General features: G+C 36.5%; 14 protein-coding genes. 10 read left to right on the plus strand and 4 right to left on the minus strand.

What is annotated here, in order from left to right:
- The first annotated feature begins 19 nt into the window (after positions 1 to 19).
- The 7 genes from H599_RS0110180 (at position 20) to H599_RS0110210 (ending at position 8,767) form a co-directional block, all read left to right on the plus strand.
- Positions 20 to 1,633, plus strand: coding sequence for a CTP synthase (locus H599_RS0110180; protein WP_026714042.1), 1,614 nt, complete (start codon positions 20 to 22; stop codon positions 1,631 to 1,633).
- A gap of 67 nt (positions 1,634 to 1,700) precedes the next feature.
- Complete coding sequence (yidC, locus tag H599_RS0110185) at positions 1,701 to 3,593, plus strand: membrane protein insertase YidC (RefSeq protein WP_026714043.1); 1,893 nt, start codon at positions 1,701 to 1,703, stop codon at positions 3,591 to 3,593.
- 107 nt (positions 3,594 to 3,700) lie between these two features.
- Positions 3,701 to 4,414, plus strand: coding sequence for a toxin-antitoxin system YwqK family antitoxin (locus H599_RS19490; protein ID WP_035141443.1), 714 nt, complete (start codon positions 3,701 to 3,703; stop codon positions 4,412 to 4,414).
- Positions 4,415 to 4,505: 91 nt separating this feature from the next.
- Complete coding sequence (gene mnmA / locus H599_RS0110195) at positions 4,506 to 5,693, plus strand: tRNA 2-thiouridine(34) synthase MnmA (protein ID WP_026714044.1); 1,188 nt, start codon at positions 4,506 to 4,508, stop codon at positions 5,691 to 5,693.
- A gap of 78 nt (positions 5,694 to 5,771) precedes the next feature.
- Positions 5,772 to 7,391, plus strand: coding sequence for a S8 family serine peptidase (locus H599_RS0110200; RefSeq protein WP_026714045.1), 1,620 nt, complete (start codon positions 5,772 to 5,774; stop codon positions 7,389 to 7,391).
- Between the two features lie 6 nt (positions 7,392 to 7,397).
- Entirely contained in the window at positions 7,398 to 8,339 is a 942-nt protein-coding gene (locus H599_RS0110205; RefSeq protein WP_026714046.1) for an NAD(P)H-dependent flavin oxidoreductase, read from the plus strand.
- A 14-nt stretch (positions 8,340 to 8,353) separates the two neighbouring features.
- Positions 8,354 to 8,767, plus strand: coding sequence for a hypothetical protein (locus tag H599_RS0110210; protein WP_026714047.1), 414 nt, complete (start codon positions 8,354 to 8,356; stop codon positions 8,765 to 8,767).
- An 8-nt stretch (positions 8,768 to 8,775) separates the two neighbouring features.
- Here H599_RS0110210 and H599_RS0110215 read toward each other — a convergent pair whose 3' ends face one another.
- The gene (locus H599_RS0110215; protein ID WP_026714048.1) at positions 8,776 to 9,216 is read right to left on the minus strand and encodes a DUF4268 domain-containing protein; all 441 of its coding nucleotides are present in this window, start codon (positions 9,214 to 9,216) and stop codon (positions 8,776 to 8,778) included.
- An 86-nt stretch (positions 9,217 to 9,302) separates the two neighbouring features.
- Between H599_RS0110215 and H599_RS0110220 the strand changes: the two genes are divergently transcribed.
- Both H599_RS0110220 and H599_RS0110225 read left to right on the plus strand, forming a co-directional pair.
- Positions 9,303 to 9,950 carry an NUDIX hydrolase gene (locus tag H599_RS0110220; protein ID WP_026714049.1) on the plus strand — a complete coding sequence of 216 codons (648 nt, stop codon included), beginning with the start codon at positions 9,303 to 9,305 and terminating at the stop codon, positions 9,948 to 9,950.
- Between the two features lie 86 nt (positions 9,951 to 10,036).
- Positions 10,037 to 10,852: a lysophospholipid acyltransferase family protein gene (locus H599_RS0110225; RefSeq protein ID WP_026714050.1), complete on the plus strand. Its 816-nt coding sequence runs from the start codon at positions 10,037 to 10,039 to the stop codon at positions 10,850 to 10,852.
- Position 10,853: 1 nt separating this feature from the next.
- On the opposite strand, the gene H599_RS0110230 is transcribed toward H599_RS0110225, so the two are convergent.
- A complete protein-coding gene (locus H599_RS0110230; RefSeq protein ID WP_026714051.1) occupies positions 10,854 to 11,924 on the minus strand; it encodes a DUF3810 domain-containing protein in 1,071 nt (356 codons plus the stop codon).
- Between the two features lie 112 nt (positions 11,925 to 12,036).
- On the opposite strand from H599_RS0110230, the gene H599_RS0110235 reads away from it, so the two are divergent.
- Entirely contained in the window at positions 12,037 to 13,500 is a 1,464-nt protein-coding gene (locus H599_RS0110235) for an aminoacyl-histidine dipeptidase (RefSeq protein ID WP_026714052.1), read from the plus strand.
- A 59-nt stretch (positions 13,501 to 13,559) separates the two neighbouring features.
- On the opposite strand, the gene H599_RS0110240 is transcribed toward H599_RS0110235, so the two are convergent.
- Both H599_RS0110240 and H599_RS0110245 read right to left on the minus strand, forming a co-directional pair.
- Positions 13,560 to 14,327, minus strand: coding sequence for a carboxypeptidase-like regulatory domain-containing protein (locus tag H599_RS0110240; RefSeq protein WP_026714053.1), 768 nt, complete (start codon positions 14,325 to 14,327; stop codon positions 13,560 to 13,562).
- A gap of 89 nt (positions 14,328 to 14,416) precedes the next feature.
- On the minus strand, positions 14,417 to 16,243 hold the full coding sequence (locus H599_RS0110245) for a DEAD/DEAH box helicase (RefSeq protein ID WP_026714054.1): 1,827 nt from the start codon (positions 16,241 to 16,243) through the stop codon (positions 14,417 to 14,419).
- Positions 16,244 to 16,257 lie beyond the last annotated feature (14 nt).

Below are 16,257 nucleotides of genomic sequence, written 5' to 3' on the forward strand. Positions count from 1 at the left end.
CAATACAAACTAGAACAACATGAATCAAACAAAATATATTTTTGTTACTGGAGGGGTTACTTCTTCTTTGGGAAAAGGAATTATAGCGGCATCATTAGCAAAATTATTACAGGCGAGAGGGTATCGAACAACTATTCAAAAATTTGATCCTTATATTAATGTTGATCCGGGAACTTTGAATCCTTATGAGCACGGTGAATGTTATGTAACTGATGACGGAGCAGAAACAGACTTGGATTTAGGTCACTATGAGCGTTTCTTAAATGTTCCAACTTCTCAGGCTAATAACGTAACAACCGGTAGAATTTATCTTTCGGTTATTGAGAAAGAAAGAAGAGGGGAGTTTCTGGGGAAAACGGTTCAGGTTGTACCTCATATCACGAATGAAATTAAAGACAGAATCCAAATTCTTGGAAAATCTGGTGATTATGATATCGTAATTACAGAGATTGGAGGAACTGTTGGTGATATCGAATCCTTGCCTTACATCGAGTCGGTTCGTCAATTAGTTTGGGAATTAGGAGAAAATAACGGAATTGTAATTCACCTTACTTTAGTGCCTTATTTGGCTGCTGCAGGGGAGTTAAAAACAAAACCTACACAACACTCTGTGAAGACTTTGATGGAAAGCGGAATCAAAGCTGATATCTTAGTTTGTAGAACAGAACATGAACTTTCGAATGATTTAAGAGGAAAATTAGCTTTGTTCTGTAATGTAAAAAGAGAAGCTGTTATTCAGTCTATCGATGCTTCAACTATTTATGAAGTGCCAAACTTAATGTTGGAAGAAGGTCTGGATGTGGTTGCTTTGAAAAAATTAGATTTACCTAAAAAAGCGGCTCCGGATTTAAAAACCTGGAATACTTTCTTAAAAAGATTAAAAAGCCCAAAACATACTGTAAACATTGGTTTGATTGGGAAATATGTAGAAATGCAGGATTGTTACAAGTCTATTTTAGAGGCCTTTATTCATGCCGGTGCGGCTAATGAAACTAAAGTAAACGTAGTTTCTATCCACTCTGAATATATTGACAGCGAAAATGTTGCTGATAAATTTAGTGATATCGATGCTATTTTGGTAGCTCCGGGATTTGGAGAAAGAGGTATCGAAGGAAAAATTACAGCGGTGCGTTATGCCCGTGAAAACAAAATTCCATTCTTCGGAATTTGTTTAGGTATGCAAATGTCGGTTATTGAATATTCCAGAAATGTGTTAGGATATGCTGAGGCAAATTCTACCGAAATGAACGAACAAACGCCTCATCCGGTTGTAAACTTAATGGAAGAACAAAAAAATGTGACCGACAAAGGAGGAACTATGCGTTTGGGAGCCTGGAAATGTGAAATCAAACCGGATACTTTGGCTTATCAAATTTATGGTGAAACCACAATTTTTGAGCGTCACCGTCACCGTTATGAGTTTAACAGTGCTTACACGGCTGAATTAGAAAAAGCAGGTTTAAAAGCTTCAGGAATAAATCCGGATACAGGATTGGTAGAAATTGTAGAAATTGAAGATCATCCGTTCTTTATTGGAGTACAATACCATCCGGAATACAAGAGTACAGTAGCTAATCCGCATCCTCTTTTTGTGAATTTTGTGGCTGCAGCTGTAAAAGCAAGAAAGAAATAAGGGTTTTCTGAAAATGAAATCTTAAATAATTTAGACGATAAGTCTGGAAAAATAATTTAAATTAAAAATGGAAGAAAAAAAGTTTGACCCCAATTCGCTGATTGGTTTTATATTGATTTTCGGTATATTACTTTGGATAATGTATCAAAACAAACCTTCTGATGCAGAAATTGCGGCAGAAAAAGCCAAAAAAGAATTGGTTGTTAAAGATTCAAAAGTTAAGGAAAGTGCAGCTAAAATCGGCTCCGTTTCCGGAACAGCTAATGATAGTTTACAATTAACCCAATTGCAAAAAAGCTTAGGGAGTTTTGCATATTCAGCTACTTTACCATCGGCTAAAGACGAATTTACTACTATTGAAAATAAATTAGTAAAACTTACTATTGCTAACAAAGGTGGTTATATCGTTGAGGCTACATTAAAAGATTTTGAACGTTCCAAAAAAGGTTCCGGTCAATTGGTACAATTGATTAAAGACAACAATGCGCAATTTAATTTGCAATTAGCCACTGCTGATAATCATACTTTAAATACTAAAGACCTTTATTTTGAGCCAACATTGACAAAAAATGGGGTAGACCAAATTTTGACAATGAAATTGAAAGCTTCTGAAAATGCCTATTTAGCATATAAATATGTTTTGAAAGCTGAAGATTATATGTTGGATTTTGATATTCAGACACAAGGGTTGAATACTATTTTAAAAACCAATAAACCATTGCAGTTAGAATGGGATTTTAAAACCTATGCTAATGAAAAAAGTGTTTCTTATGAAAATCGTTATTCTGAATTGTATTTCGAATATGAAGATGGTAAGAAAGATTATTTAGGTCAGGGACACGATAAAACGGAAACTGTTGAAGAGGTTTCTTACGTAGCTTACAAGCAACACTTTTTCTCGTCAATTTTATTGACAGAACAGCCGTTTAAAACCGTTGAGTTGTATTCTAATAATTTGGTAAATGATACCGACAAGGATACTATTTTTACGAAACAGTTTAAAACTGTCGTGCCATTGGCTTTCAAAAACGGAGAGATTGACCAAAAAATGAATTGGTACTATGGTCCTACAGATTATAAATTATTAAAATCTTACGATAGAAATTTAGAAGACATCGTAGCTTTGGGTTGGGGGATATTCGGTTGGATTAACCGTTATCTTTTCATTCCTGCTTATGGTTTTTTAAGTATGTTTATTTCTCAGGGATGGGCGATTGTGTTGTTTACTATTTTGGTGAAATTAGTAATGTCGCCGGTAACTTATAAGTCGTTTTTGTCTCAGGCTAAGATGAAAGTATTGCGTCCTGAGATTACTGAAATTGGTGAAAAATACAAAGATGAGCCAATGAAAAAACAACAGGAAACGATGAAACTTTACAATAAAGCCGGAGTAAATCCTATGGCGGGTTGTGTGCCCGGTTTGTTGCAAATGCCTGTTTTCTACGCCTTATTCCAGTTATTTCCAGCCTTAATTCAATTAAGACATAAAGGATTCTTATGGGCAGATGATTTATCATCATTTGATTCGGTGTATAAATTGCCGTTCCATATTCCTGCTTACGGAGATCACGTGAGTTTGTTCCCAATTTTAGCTTCGATTGCCATTTTCTTTTATATGAAAATGACAACAGGAGACCAACAAATGGCAACACCACAACAGGAAGGAATGCCGGATATGGCTAAAATGATGAAAATTATGGTGTACATTTCGCCATTAATGATGTTGTTTTTCTTCAACAGTTACGCGTCAGGATTAAGTTTGTATTATTTTATTTCAAATACGATTACAATCGGAATCATGTTAGTAATTAAAAATTACATCATTGACAGTGATAAAATTCACGCCGAAATTCAGGAAAACAAGAAAAAAGAGCCAAAGAAACAAAGTAAGTTTCAACAAAGACTTCAGGAAGCTATGGAGCAACAGGAAGCCATGAAAGCTCAAAGAAAGAAGAAATAAATTTCAGATTCAAAAAATCCCGTCCCGATAGCTATCGGGACGGGATTTTTTGATTTAAATATAATTTTGTATTCAAAAGAATCGTTTTAGTTACAAAAAATAATTTTATGAGACTGATAAAAAAGATAAGCTGGTTGGCCTTTATCTGCTTCGGAATTTTTAATCTTCAGGCGCAGAATGCTTTTAATAATCTGGATGCCAATGGTAAAAAAGACGGCTTGTGGAAAGGCTTTTATCCGGAGTCTAAAAGATTGCGTTATGAAGGAACTTTTTCACAAGGAAAAGAAATTGGCGAGTTTAAGTTTTATGATGATACGAAAGCCGGAACCGTAATTGCAACCCGAACCTTCAATCCTAATGATAATGTGGCTTACACGGTTTTTTATGATCAGCAAAAAAATAAAGTTAGCGAAGGAAAGGTCGTTAATAAATTGTTTGAAGGCGAATGGAAATATTACCATCAGGCGGCTACAACCGTTATGACGATTGAAAATTACAAAAACGGAAAATTGGAAGGCTTACGTTCGGTTTATTTTCCGAGCGGAAAAATTGCCGAAGAAACTTATTATAAAAACAATTTAAAAAGCGGAAGCTCAAAAAAATATTCTGAAAAAGGAATTGTTTTGGAAGAAGCTACTTTTAAAAACAACCAATACGACGGAGAAGCCATCTTTCGTGATGTAGATAATAATGTTGTTTCCAAAGGAAAATTTCTAAACGGAAAGAAAGTGGGGATTTGGCAATTTTTTGAAAGCGGAAAGTTGACTAAGGAAGAGAATATGAGTTATCCGAAAACAAAAAATGCTGTAAAAACGAACTAATTTTTTGAATCGCAAACACGAAATTCAGTAATGAATAAAATCGTTTAAAAACTTCGTACCTTTGCAGCCATAAAAAAAACAAATTTTTAGAATGAAACGTGTTGTAGTTGGACTTTCCGGAGGAGTAGATTCGAGTGTTGCGGCTTATTTATTGCAGCAACAGGGCTATGAAGTGATAGGTCTTTTTATGAAAAACTGGCATGATGATTCGGTAACGATTTCAAACGAATGTCCGTGGTTAGAAGACAGTAATGACGCTTTGTTGGTAGCCGAAAAGTTAGGGATTCCGTTTCAAACCGTTGATTTAAGTGAGCAATACAAAGAAAAAATCGTTGATTATATGTTCAACGAATACGAAAAGGGAAGAACTCCAAATCCTGACGTACTTTGTAATCGCGAAATAAAATTTGATGTTTTCATGAAAATAGCTTTAAGTTTGGGAGCTGATTATGTGGCTACCGGACATTATTGCCGAAAAAGTGAAACTGAGGTAAATGGGGAAACGGTTTACCAATTGCTTTCGGGAGTGGATAACAACAAAGATCAGTCTTATTTCTTATGTCAACTGTCACAGGAACAACTGGCTAAGTCACTTTTCCCAATTGGAGAATTAACAAAACCTCAGGTACGCGAAATCGCCGCCGAAATGGAATTGGTTACCGCCGAAAAGAAGGATTCGCAAGGATTGTGTTTTATTGGGAAAGTACGTCTGCCGGAATTTTTACAACAAAAATTACAACCTAAAGCGGGTGTAATTGTTCAGATTGATAAAGACAATTCGGTTTATAATATTGGAATTCCAAAAGGATTGACAGATGAAGAAATTTTATCTTTAGAAGCAAGTCCAATTGAATATACTCCGGAGATGGGGAAAATGGTGGGAAGACATCAGGGAGCACATTATTTTACTATCGGACAACGAAAAGGATTGAATGTAGGAGGAACGGTGGAACCTTTGTTTGTCATTGCAACTGATGTGGAATCGAATGTGATTTATACCGGAATGGGTAGCCATCATCCGGGATTGTTCAGAAAAGCTTTGTTTGTAGAACAATCAGAAGTACACTGGATTCGCGAAGATATGACTTTGAATGACGGAGAAACGATGAAAGTAAAAGCCAGAATCCGTTACCGTCAGGCTTTGCAGGACGCTACTTTGCATCAATTTGAGTCGGGATTGTATGTTTCTTTTGATGAACCACAATCGGCCATAACCGAAGGACAATTTGTAGCCTGGTATCTTGACGACGAATTAATAGGTTCGGGAGTGATTTCGTAGTTGTAGTTTCAAAAAATAAACAATATATTTAAGTGATTAATTCAAAATGAGTTAATCACTTTTTTATTTGCCGAAACTATGAAGAAAATTGCTTTGTCGTTTTTTGTACTAATCCCGCTTCTTGTTTTTTCGCAACAGGATGCCTGGGTGTATTTTAAAAGCAAAGCTAATGAATCCTATTTTTACAATAATCCGTTAGAAATGCTCTCGCAACGGGCTTTGGATAGAAGAGCCAGACAAAACATAGTTTTGGATTTCAAAGATATTCCCATAAATCAGGATTTTGTTGCGATTGTGAATAAGGTTACAGGCATAAAAGTCATGGCAAAGTCCAAATGGATGAATGCGATACATGTAAGAGGCTCACAAACGGCAATTAATAGTTTGCAACAATATGATTTTGTAGCTCAAATAGATTTTGCGGATAAATCTTTAAATAATTCGGCTAAAATAGTTTCGGAAGGGAATGTTGTTTTGAATAAAACCAATAAACAAAAGAAAGAGAAATCAATTTTAGCAACAACCGCTTTTGCTACGCAAATAGAAATGCTAAACGGACAGTATTTGCACCAGCAAAATTATAAAGGTTCGGGTAAAATTATAGCAGTTTTGGATGCCGGTTTTTTAGGGGTTGATAGTGCTCCTGCTTTTAAAAGAATAAGAGAAAATAACCAAATTCTCGGAGGTTATAATTTTGTTGCCCGTGACAATAGTTTGTATGCGCATGATACGCATGGAACGAATGTGTTGTCCACTATGGCGGCTTATACGGAGAATGCTTTGATTGGGACCGCTATTGATGCTTCTTATTATTTGTTTGTCACCGAAGATTCTGCTTCAGAGAATCCGGTTGAGGAGTCCTTATGGGTTGAGGCAGCCGAAAAAGCGGATAGTTTAGGTGTGGATATTATCAATACTTCTTTGGGGTATTCAGACTTCGATAATCCGGCCTATAATTTAACTTATAGTGAAAGAGATGGTATAACCGCTTTTATTTCCAAAGGAACAGAAATTGCCTTTAGTCGCGGAATGTTAGTTGTTGTTTCAGCGGGCAATGAAGGAAATACGTCAGAACCCCATATCAGTGTTCCCGCAGATGCTTTTTCGGTAATTACAGTAGGAGCTGTTAATGCAAATCAGCAAAAAGCAGCTTTTAGTTCGATTGGGCCAACAAGCGATGGTAGGATGAAACCGGATGTGATGGCTTTAGGTCAAAATATAATTGTATCGGATGAAAATGGAAATCCAGTGTATTCCAATGGAACTTCTTTTTCAGCACCCATTATCTCCGGAATGTTAGCCTGTTTGTGGCAGGCTTATCCAGATGTGAGCAATCAGGAAATTAGAGATTTAGTCTTGCAGTCATCAAATTTATATGCCAGTCCGAATAATAATTACGGTTATGGAATCCCCGATTTTAATTGGGCACTGAATAATGGAAATAATGTAAGAAAGCAGCAATTTGAATATTTTGTTGCTTATCCTAATCCTACCGCTGATCTGTTTTCGATTCATTTTCCACCTAATTTTAATTCAGTTACGATTTGGCTTTTTAATGCATTAGGACAACAAATTTTTGAAAAAAAGATAAAGGAAACAGAGTCTGCTTTTTCGGTAGAAACTTTGAGTAATGGTATTTATTTTTATAAAATTCAATCGGAACTTTTTTCGAAAGAAGGAAAAGTGATTAAAAATTAAAAGTTTATGAATCGCATCACAGCACTTTTTGATATTCAATATCCCATTATTCAGGCGGGAATGGTTTGGGTTAGTGGTAACAAATTAGCCAGCGCAGTAAGCAATGCCGGGGGGTTGGGTTTAATTGGCGCCGGTTCCATGTATCCGGAAGTGTTGCGGGAACATATTCAAAAATGTCAAAAAGCGACTTCGAAACCTTTTGGTGTTAATATTCCAATGTTGTATCCCAATATTCAGGAAATCATGCAGCTCATAGTGGAGGAAGGGGTGAAGATTGTATTTACTTCTGCCGGAAATCCGATGACTTGGACACCCTATTTAAAAGAGCACGGCATTACCGTTGTGCATGTGGTGAGCAGTACCAAATTTGCGCTAAAAGCTCAGGAAGCCGGAGTGGATGCCATTGTAGCAGAAGGTTTTGAGGCCGGAGGACATAACGGGCGGGATGAAACAACTACTTTTACTTTGATTCCGATGGTAAAAGAACAAATAAAAATTCCTATTATTGCAGCTGGTGGAATTGCTAATGGAAACGGAATGCTGGCCGCTATGATTTTAGGTGCCGATGGGGTTCAGGTGGGAAGTCGTTTTGCGGCTTCGATAGAATCTTCGGCACATGAAAATTTCAAGCAGGTCATTTTGAATACTAAAGAAGGAGGAACGCAATTAACCCTGAAAGAATTGACGCCGGTGCGCCTGATAAAAAACAAATTTTTTGATGATATTCAGGAATTATATGCCAAATGTCCAACAAAAGAGGACTTAGCTGCGTTATTAGGAAGAGCGCGTGCCAAAAGAGGAATTTTTGAAGGAGATTTAACCGAAGGCGAATTAGAAATAGGTCAGATTGCCGGATTAATTCACGAAATAAAATCGGCGGAAGCGATTGTTTTCGATATGATGCAGGAGTATCAGTTAGCCAAAAAGAAAGTGTCCCAAATTTTTTAATAATGAGATTTCAAATGACAAAAATAAAATGCCTGTATCTATGCTTACTTTTTTTAGGAATAGGAATGCAGCAATCCTACAGCCAAACGTATAAATTCCGAACTTCCGGTTTTAGTGTTTTGGAAAGAAATGAAAAAGGCAAATGGGGCAAATGGTCTGATTTGAATTTGGTAAACATTTTGGTTACTTTGGATACCGATAAAAACCGATTTTTGATTTATTCCCGCAACATTCAATTGTATGAAATCCTTACCTACCAACCGGAATCAGAATCGGAAACTGATTTGGTGTATTCCTTCATTTGCCGGGATAATGACGGAGTCGATTGTACCGTGTCCATTATCACCCGTAAAAAACAAGACAACCGAAAGCAATTGTATATCACTTATCCCGATCATGTGATTGTTTATAATATCTTTACGATGTAAAGTTGTACCTACTCAACCTCAATATCCTTGATAAATTCATCATACTCCAGATAAAAACGCTCTAAAGCATCCATTTTTTCATTGTAAAAGTCAAAAATAAGATCCCAGTTGTTGCGGTTACTGAAGCCAACGCCTGATTTTTCTACCCAAATGCGGCTGATGGTTTTACCGCTGTCTAAAACATAGTCTTTTTCAAAAACCAAATCGCTGATGAATTCTTCTTCGAGAATGTTTTTTAAAGCTTGCAATTTTTCAAAATAAGCCGTTCTTTTTTCGTTATTACGAGGTTCGATGTCAATAAGAACCTGAGCTTTTTTATTATCTACAAAAAATTTAAAAGAGAAATCTTTGATTTTTGTGTCATACAATAACCATTTTCTTGGATATTTTTCGGCAAAAGCGACCCAGAATTCCCTTTTTAATCGTTGTGTTTCTTCTTTACTGTACATTTTAGATGCTTTGGTGTTAGAAAACTTGTGCGAAGTGGTTTTCTAAAGTATATTTATATAATGTTTTGCAAAAATAGCTTTTGATTATGGATTTTCAATATTTTTTACAATTTATCCCTGCATTAGTTGGCGCACCGCTTTCGGCTTCGGTTTCGCATGAAAAGATGATGCCTTTTGAGCGTAAAGAACTTTTGTCGAAAATAAATTTGAAAGATAAAAATCCAAAGGAAGCCGCAGTAACCATGCTTTTTTATCCTAAAAATGGTGAAACGCATTTGGTTCTAATTGTTCGTAATTCCTATAAAGGCGTGCATTCGGATCAGGTGGCTTTTCCCGGAGGAAAGTTTGAACCTGAAGATGCCGATTTGAAAACTACAGCCTTGCGGGAAACCGAGGAAGAAATTGGCGTCAGCCGTGATAAAATTGAAATTATAAAAGCATTTAGTTCTTTATACATTCCGCCCAGTAATTTTATGGTGCATCCTTTTTTAGGAATTTGTAAAGAAGAAATTCAGTTTGTTCCCGATCCGGTAGAAGTGACGGCTATTATCGAATTGCCTTTGGCTGATTTCCGAAATGATGCAATTGTAGGTTATGAAACGCTTACGACTTCCTACGCCCGAAGTATCGAAGTTCCGGCTTTTAAGATTGATAATCATGTGGTTTGGGGTGCCACAGCCATGATGCTTAGTGAATTAAAAGATGTGGTGAATTCTATTTTTACAAATGATTAAGGATTAATGGCTAAGCTTTGGATTTAAACACACAAATGTTATTTTTGTGGCTTCGCTTTCAAATTTTGAACAAGAAAACAGCGTTTATGAAACTCTTTAAAAGAAATCCGTTCGGACATATTTTATTCCTGAAAAAATGGTTAATCCGTATTTTTGGGAGTTTTACGCATAGGCGTTACCGCGGTTTTAATGATTTACAAATTGAAGGTTCGGAGATTATTCGGAATTTACCCGATACCAATGTTTTGTTTATTTCCAATCATCAAACCTATTTTGCCGATGTAGTGGCGATGTTTCACGTGTTTAATGCGAGTTTAAGTGGTCGAATCGATTCAATAAAAAATATTGGTTATTTGTGGCAGCCTAAAATGAATATTTATTATGTGGCGGCCAAAGAAACCATGCGTTCCGGTTTATTGCCAAAAATTTTGTCTTATGCCGGAGCCATTCCGGTGGAAAGAACCTGGCGTTCTGAAGGCGTTGATGTGACTGAAAAAAGAGCGGTAAACCCCAATGATACCGAAAATATTAAAAAAGCACTCGACGATGGCTGGGTAATTACTTTCCCTCAGGGAACTACCCGTTCTTTTAAGCCGGTTCGTAAAGGAACAGCTCATATTATTAAACAACATAAACCCATTGTTGTTCCTATAGTTATTGATGGTTTCAGACGTTCTTTTGACCGAAAAGGAATCCGGATGAAAAAGAAAGACATTTTGCAATCTTTCATTATCAAAGAACCTTTGGAGTTTGATTATGACAATGAAACTATTGAAGATATTGTTGAGAAAATAGAATATGCCATTGAGCAACATCCTTCTTTTTTAAAAGTAATCCCAATTGAAGAATTAGAAGAGCAGGAAGAGTTGAACAAATTGCGTCAATGGGAAATTGATTCTTAGTTTACAAAGATTTCTTTTTAGAATAATTGATTAACAAATCGATAAATTTACTGTAGCTGTCCATGCCGTCTTTTTGTTGATTGATTCTAAGATAACGGTCGTAAAAAGCATGGAAACCTTTTTCAATCGGGGTTTCATATTCCATCCAGAATTGTTCGCTTTCGATATAGTTTTTGATAATTCCCCGATGAACCGTTTTTAATAATTTTAGATAAATTTTTTCATCTCTCATTTGCCAATTAGCTAAACAATAACGCAACGCAAAACTGTAGCCGGAATATTTAAAATACAAATTCTCATTATTTACCGAAGCTAAAAAACCGATGAAATTGCATTCGCTTTCGCTGGCATAACCCATTTGATGCGCCATTTCGTGGCAACTGGTGGTGGGTAAATTGTATTTAGGCATTAAATCATTTACCTGCGCTTCATTGGTAAACGGATTCAAATAACCGCCAAATCCCATGTAAGTGAGCGGCAAACTAAAAAGCGATTTTTTGATACTTAAATTTTGGTAAGTAAAAAAAGGATAAGTTTCGGCCAGTTTTTGATAACCATTTACGTTTTTGGAAAAAGTAACTTCGTCAGAATAAGGATAGCGGACTTTCAGCGTATCGTTTTTGGTAATTTGGGAGTGAATTTCATTGGTTTTGGCAATGATTTTTTTGGTAAAAAAATACAAATCCGCATCTGAATAATCCCTTTCAATTTTCATTTTTTCAAATAGAGGCATGCGGTAATAATTTAGTGCCCACAAAAAATGAAAGAAAAAGTAAAACACCGAAAGCACACTTAAAACGGATAAAAAGGAGTCTTTCCAATTGGTTTTTCTCCCGATATTTCGGGATCTATGGTTCCAAAGCCATTTTCCGGCTAAGAAAATCAAAATAAAATAGAAAATATCGCCAACCGAAAACGGAATCCATCCTAAAATAATTCTGGAGAATTTTGATAGAACAGGGTACAATCCATTACTATAATAGTGTTCTACTGCTTCCGGGAAAAATGGAAGTATTTTAAGAATTAGAATTTGAATAATTAATAAAAATGGCAGGATGTATTTTCGTTTCAAAATTGAAATTTTATAGTCTTGTAAATATATTATAATATTCGGTTTAATGAGAAAAAAGGCTTTTAATCTTTGTAACTTTGAGTCTTTAATTATTACAAATTCAAATTAAAATATGAGTCAGGAAATACGAAATTTAGAACCAAAGGCATTATGGAATAATTTTGCTAATTTGAATGCCGTACCAAGACCTTCCAAAAAAGAAGAAAGAGTAGTGGCATTTATTAAAGATTTTGGTGAAAAACTAGGGTTGGAAGTTATTGAAGATGCGGTTCACAATGTAATTATTTGCAAACCGGCAACTGCAGGAATGGAAAATCGCAAAAAGGTGGTTTTGCAGGGACATTTGGATATGGTACATCAAAAAAATGCTGATACCGTTTTTGATTTTGAAAAGCAGGGCATCGAAATGTATATTGATGGTGACTGGGTTCGTGCTAAAGGAACTACTCTGGGAGCTGATAACGGTTTAGGAGTTGCTGCAATTATGGCTGTTTTAGAAAGTACAACTATTGCGCATCCGGCTATTGAAGCTTTGTTTACTATTGATGAAGAAACCGGAATGACCGGAGCGATGAATTTACAAGCAGGAGTGCTGCAAGGGCAAATTTTGTTGAATCTGGATACCGAAGAAGATGACGAAATAGATATAGGTTGTGCCGGAGGAGTAGATGTTACTGCTGAAGCCGAGTATGATGAAGAAGAAACTCCGGAGCATTCGATAGGCTATCAAATTACCGTAAAAGGTTTAAAAGGCGGGCATTCCGGGATGGATATTCATAAAGGATTAGGAAATGCCAATAAAATAATGAACCGTTTGTTATTTGACGGATTTGATAATTTTGGTTTGCAGATTTCGGAAATTCAGGGCGGAAGTTTGCGTAATGCTATTCCGCGTGAAAGTGTGGCTAAAGTGATTATTGCTTCGGTTTATGATGAAGCCTTTGAGTTTGATATGCAACAAATTGTAAACGAAATTAAAGCAGAGTTAAAAACTACCGAGCCGAATTTAGAAATTAGTTTCGAAAAATTAAAAAAAGCGCCTGCTAAGGTGATGCCATCGATGGCGCAATATTATTTTGTGCGTTCTATGGCTGCGGCTGCCAATGGAGTTCATCGAATGAGTGCCGATTTTGAAAACTTGGTTGAAACTTCTAATAATATTGCCAAAGTAAGTCTTGGAAAAGGAAAATTAACGATTCAATGTTTGACACGTTCTTCGGTTGAATCGGCGAAGTTTGATTTGGCAAACGAATTGCGTTCGGCTTTTGAGCTGATGGGCTGTGAAGTTGAAATTTCAGGTTCTTACCTGGGATGGGCACCTAATCCGGATTCGGCAATTTTGAAAACTTTGGTTCCTATTTATGAAAAATTAAATGGCAAAAAACCTAAAGTGGTTGCCTGTCATGCCGGTTTAGAATGTGGAATTCTTGGCGGAATTTATCCGGAAATGGATATGATTTCCTTTGGACCAACCATTCACGGAGCTCATTCTCCGGATGAAAGAGCGAGTATTTCTTCTGCCCAAAAGTTCTGGAAGTTTTTAGTGGAAGTTTTGGCTAATATTCCGGTTAAATAGTATTTAGTGTTCAGTTGCAGTATTCAGTTAAAAACGGATAACTGCAACTGGAATACGGTTTATTTTTTCTTTAAAACTTTATATTGCTCATAGCAACCGCTTATGGCATCCATAATTTGAAGGTCGTTTGCGGTTTGAATAAAAGATTCCGAATAGTTGCATCGTTGCAGAATTTCGGGGATTTCTTTTTTGTCAATTCCTAATAAAACAGCCAGCGTTTCGCGGTCAAATTTAGATTCCAAAAGATTTCTAACCGTGTCGTCTTTCTTCATTTCTTTGAGTTTTTTCAACTCAGTACCTTTTTTTCCGAAGAAGTTGTACAACATATCGGCAGGGTTGAAAATAGAACCCAATACTTTCCCGAAAGCTCCGGGAGAATATTCTCCGGCTTCGTAACCACTGTTTAATCCCGAAATATTGTATTGGTAGTTTTTGTTAATAGGAATGGTTTTGGAATCTACTTCCAAATAGCCCGTTAGGTTAAAAGGTCGAATGACAACTTCTTCCAGTGCAATAGCTTTTTCGGTCAGGAAAATTTTGGCAACTTTATTTTTTATCCAGTCATTAGTCACTTTTACTCTTAAGGATTGAAATCCTAAAAGGGTAAAATGCAGGGTGTCGGTCGGATGAACGTCAATTTCGAAATATCCTTTGGAGTCGGTGATAGCACCTCTTACTTTGTTGATGTTGATAACGTTAACGCCGCTCAAAGGCGCTTTGCTGTTGTCGTTATAAACATAACCTGTTACTTTTTGAGAAGAAATTGCTTCCTGAGCTAATGTAGGTATAGCCAGGACTAAAAATAAAAAAACTACAAAATATTTCATAAACGGCTTTAAAACTCTAAAAGTAATAAAACGGCTTTAAATATTTTGTAGTTTATTATTTTAATTATAAGAAAATTAACAAGGGCTTGTTAGTCTCTTCGTGGTCTTCTAGGTCTTGGTGAGTCACCAAAGCTTTCTGAACGTCTTGGAGCTCTGTCGGAAGCACCTTCTCTTCGGGAATTGCTTCTTTCGCCTCTGAATCCGCCTTCTCTTCTCTCACTTCTAAAACCACCTTCGCGTCTTCCGCCATCACGTCTTCCACCAGAGTTTCTTCCGTTATGATCGCGTCTTCCGCCACCGTCATTTTTAGAAATTTCAACATTAATACGACGTCCTTCTAATTGTACGTTGTTTAAAATGTCCATTACTTTGTCAGTGTGTTCCGCATCAGTGTTAAAGAAAGAGAATCCTTCTTTTACATCTACTTTAAATACGTCATCACGGCCTAAGTCTAAGGTTTCTTTCAAATAATCTTTCAAAGACATCCAGTCAAAGTTGTCTCTGGAACCAATGTTTACGAAATATCTCGTTGCACCACCGTTGTTGTTTTCTCTTGGCGCACGTTCGCTGTTACGCTCACGTCTGTCCGATCCGGAAACTGAAATGTCTCGGTTCTTTTTGTAATAATTAATAAAACGGTTGAATTCTACCGAAACCATTTTCTTAATCAATTCTTCTTTCGATAGACCTTCCAAAACATCGTTGATAGCCGGTAAGTAGTTGTCAATTTCGTGATCTACTTCAGTATCTTTGATTTTGTTAGCTAAGTGTAATAATTGAATTTCGCAGATTTCGATTCCGGATGGAATAGATTTTTCTTCAAATTTTTGTTTGATGATTCTTTCGATAGAAGAAATTTTGCGCAATTCACTTTTCGTTACAATTACGATAGACGTTCCTAATTTACCTGCACGTCCTGTACGACCTGAACGGTGGTTGTAGGTTTCAATTTCGTCCGGTAATTGGTAGTTTACTACGTGAGTTACATTGTCAACGTCAATTCCACGAGCAGCCACATCGGTAGCAACAAGCATTTGGATTTGTCTTCCGCGGAAAGATTTCATTACCGCATCACGTTGTGCCTGAGATAAATCTCCGTGCAAAGCAGCAGCGCTGTATCCGTCTTCGATTAATTTTTCAGCGATAGCTTGTGTGTCACGTTTTGTTCTGCAAAAAACTACAGAAAAGATATCCGGATTAGCATCCGCTAAACGTTTCAAGGCTTCGTAACGGTCACGAGCATTTACTAAGTAAAATTCGTGAGAAACTGTAGCTGAACCTGAGTTTTTGGTTCCAACCGTAATTTCTTCGGGATTGCTCATGAATTGTTTTCCAATTCGGGCAACCTCTGCCGGCATGGTAGCAGAAAACAACCATGTGTTTTTCTCGTCTGGGGTTGTTGAAAGGATGTTTACGATATCATCATAGAATCCCATGTTCAACATTTCGTCTGCTTCGTCCAAAATGCAGTAGTCAATTTGTGTGATATTAACCAAACCTCTGTTGATCATATCCTGCATTCTGCCTGGTGTAGCTACAATAATTTGTGCTCCTCTTTTGACTTCTCTGGCTTGTTCGGTAATGCTGGCACCACCGTAAACGGCAACTACATTGATACCCTTTTCGTATTTAGAGTAGTTTTTAAGTTCGTTAGCAATTTGTAAACAAAGCTCTCTTGTTGGAGATAAAATTAACGCTTGTGTATTTCTGTTGTCAGCATCAATTTTCTGAATAACTGGAAAACCAAAAGCTGCTGTTTTCCCGGTCCCCGTTTGAGCCAACGCAACTAAATCTGTATCTTTTTCCAATAATAGGGGAATCGCTTTCTCCTGTACTTCCGACGGATTTTCAAATCCTAGATCTTTAATCGCCTTCAGTAACGATTCACTCAATCCTAATTGTTCAAATTTATTCATTATGTCTTTTTAAA

The organism is Flavobacterium daejeonense DSM 17708 (assembly GCF_000425425.1).
GTDB lineage: Bacteria > Bacteroidota > Bacteroidia > Flavobacteriales > Flavobacteriaceae > Flavobacterium > Flavobacterium daejeonense.

Excerpts from the sequence above, each read along its gene's own strand:
- mnmA (WP_026714044.1), top strand. The coding sequence starts at position 4,506 with ATGAAACGTGTTGTAGTTGGACTTTCCGGAGGAGTAGATTCGAGTGTT.
- H599_RS0110225 (WP_026714050.1), top strand. The coding sequence starts at position 10,037 with ATGAAACTCTTTAAAAGAAATCCGTTCGGACATATTTTATTCCTGAAA.
- H599_RS0110220 (WP_026714049.1), top strand. The coding sequence starts at position 9,303 with ATGGATTTTCAATATTTTTTACAATTTATCCCTGCATTAGTTGGCGCA.
- H599_RS0110240 (WP_026714053.1), bottom strand. The coding sequence starts at position 14,327 with ATGAAATATTTTGTAGTTTTTTTATTTTTAGTCCTGGCTATACCTACA.
- H599_RS0110205 (WP_026714046.1), top strand. The coding sequence starts at position 7,398 with ATGAATCGCATCACAGCACTTTTTGATATTCAATATCCCATTATTCAG.
- yidC (WP_026714043.1), top strand. The coding sequence starts at position 1,701 with ATGGAAGAAAAAAAGTTTGACCCCAATTCGCTGATTGGTTTTATATTG.
- H599_RS0110235 (WP_026714052.1), top strand. The coding sequence starts at position 12,037 with ATGAGTCAGGAAATACGAAATTTAGAACCAAAGGCATTATGGAATAAT.
- H599_RS0110200 (WP_026714045.1), top strand. The coding sequence starts at position 5,772 with ATGAAGAAAATTGCTTTGTCGTTTTTTGTACTAATCCCGCTTCTTGTT.
- H599_RS19490 (WP_035141443.1), top strand. The coding sequence starts at position 3,701 with ATGAGACTGATAAAAAAGATAAGCTGGTTGGCCTTTATCTGCTTCGGA.
- H599_RS0110245 (WP_026714054.1), bottom strand. The coding sequence starts at position 16,243 with ATGAATAAATTTGAACAATTAGGATTGAGTGAATCGTTACTGAAGGCG.
- H599_RS0110180 (WP_026714042.1), top strand. The coding sequence starts at position 20 with ATGAATCAAACAAAATATATTTTTGTTACTGGAGGGGTTACTTCTTCT.
- H599_RS0110210 (WP_026714047.1), top strand. The coding sequence starts at position 8,354 with ATGACAAAAATAAAATGCCTGTATCTATGCTTACTTTTTTTAGGAATA.
- H599_RS0110215 (WP_026714048.1), bottom strand. The coding sequence starts at position 9,216 with ATGTACAGTAAAGAAGAAACACAACGATTAAAAAGGGAATTCTGGGTC.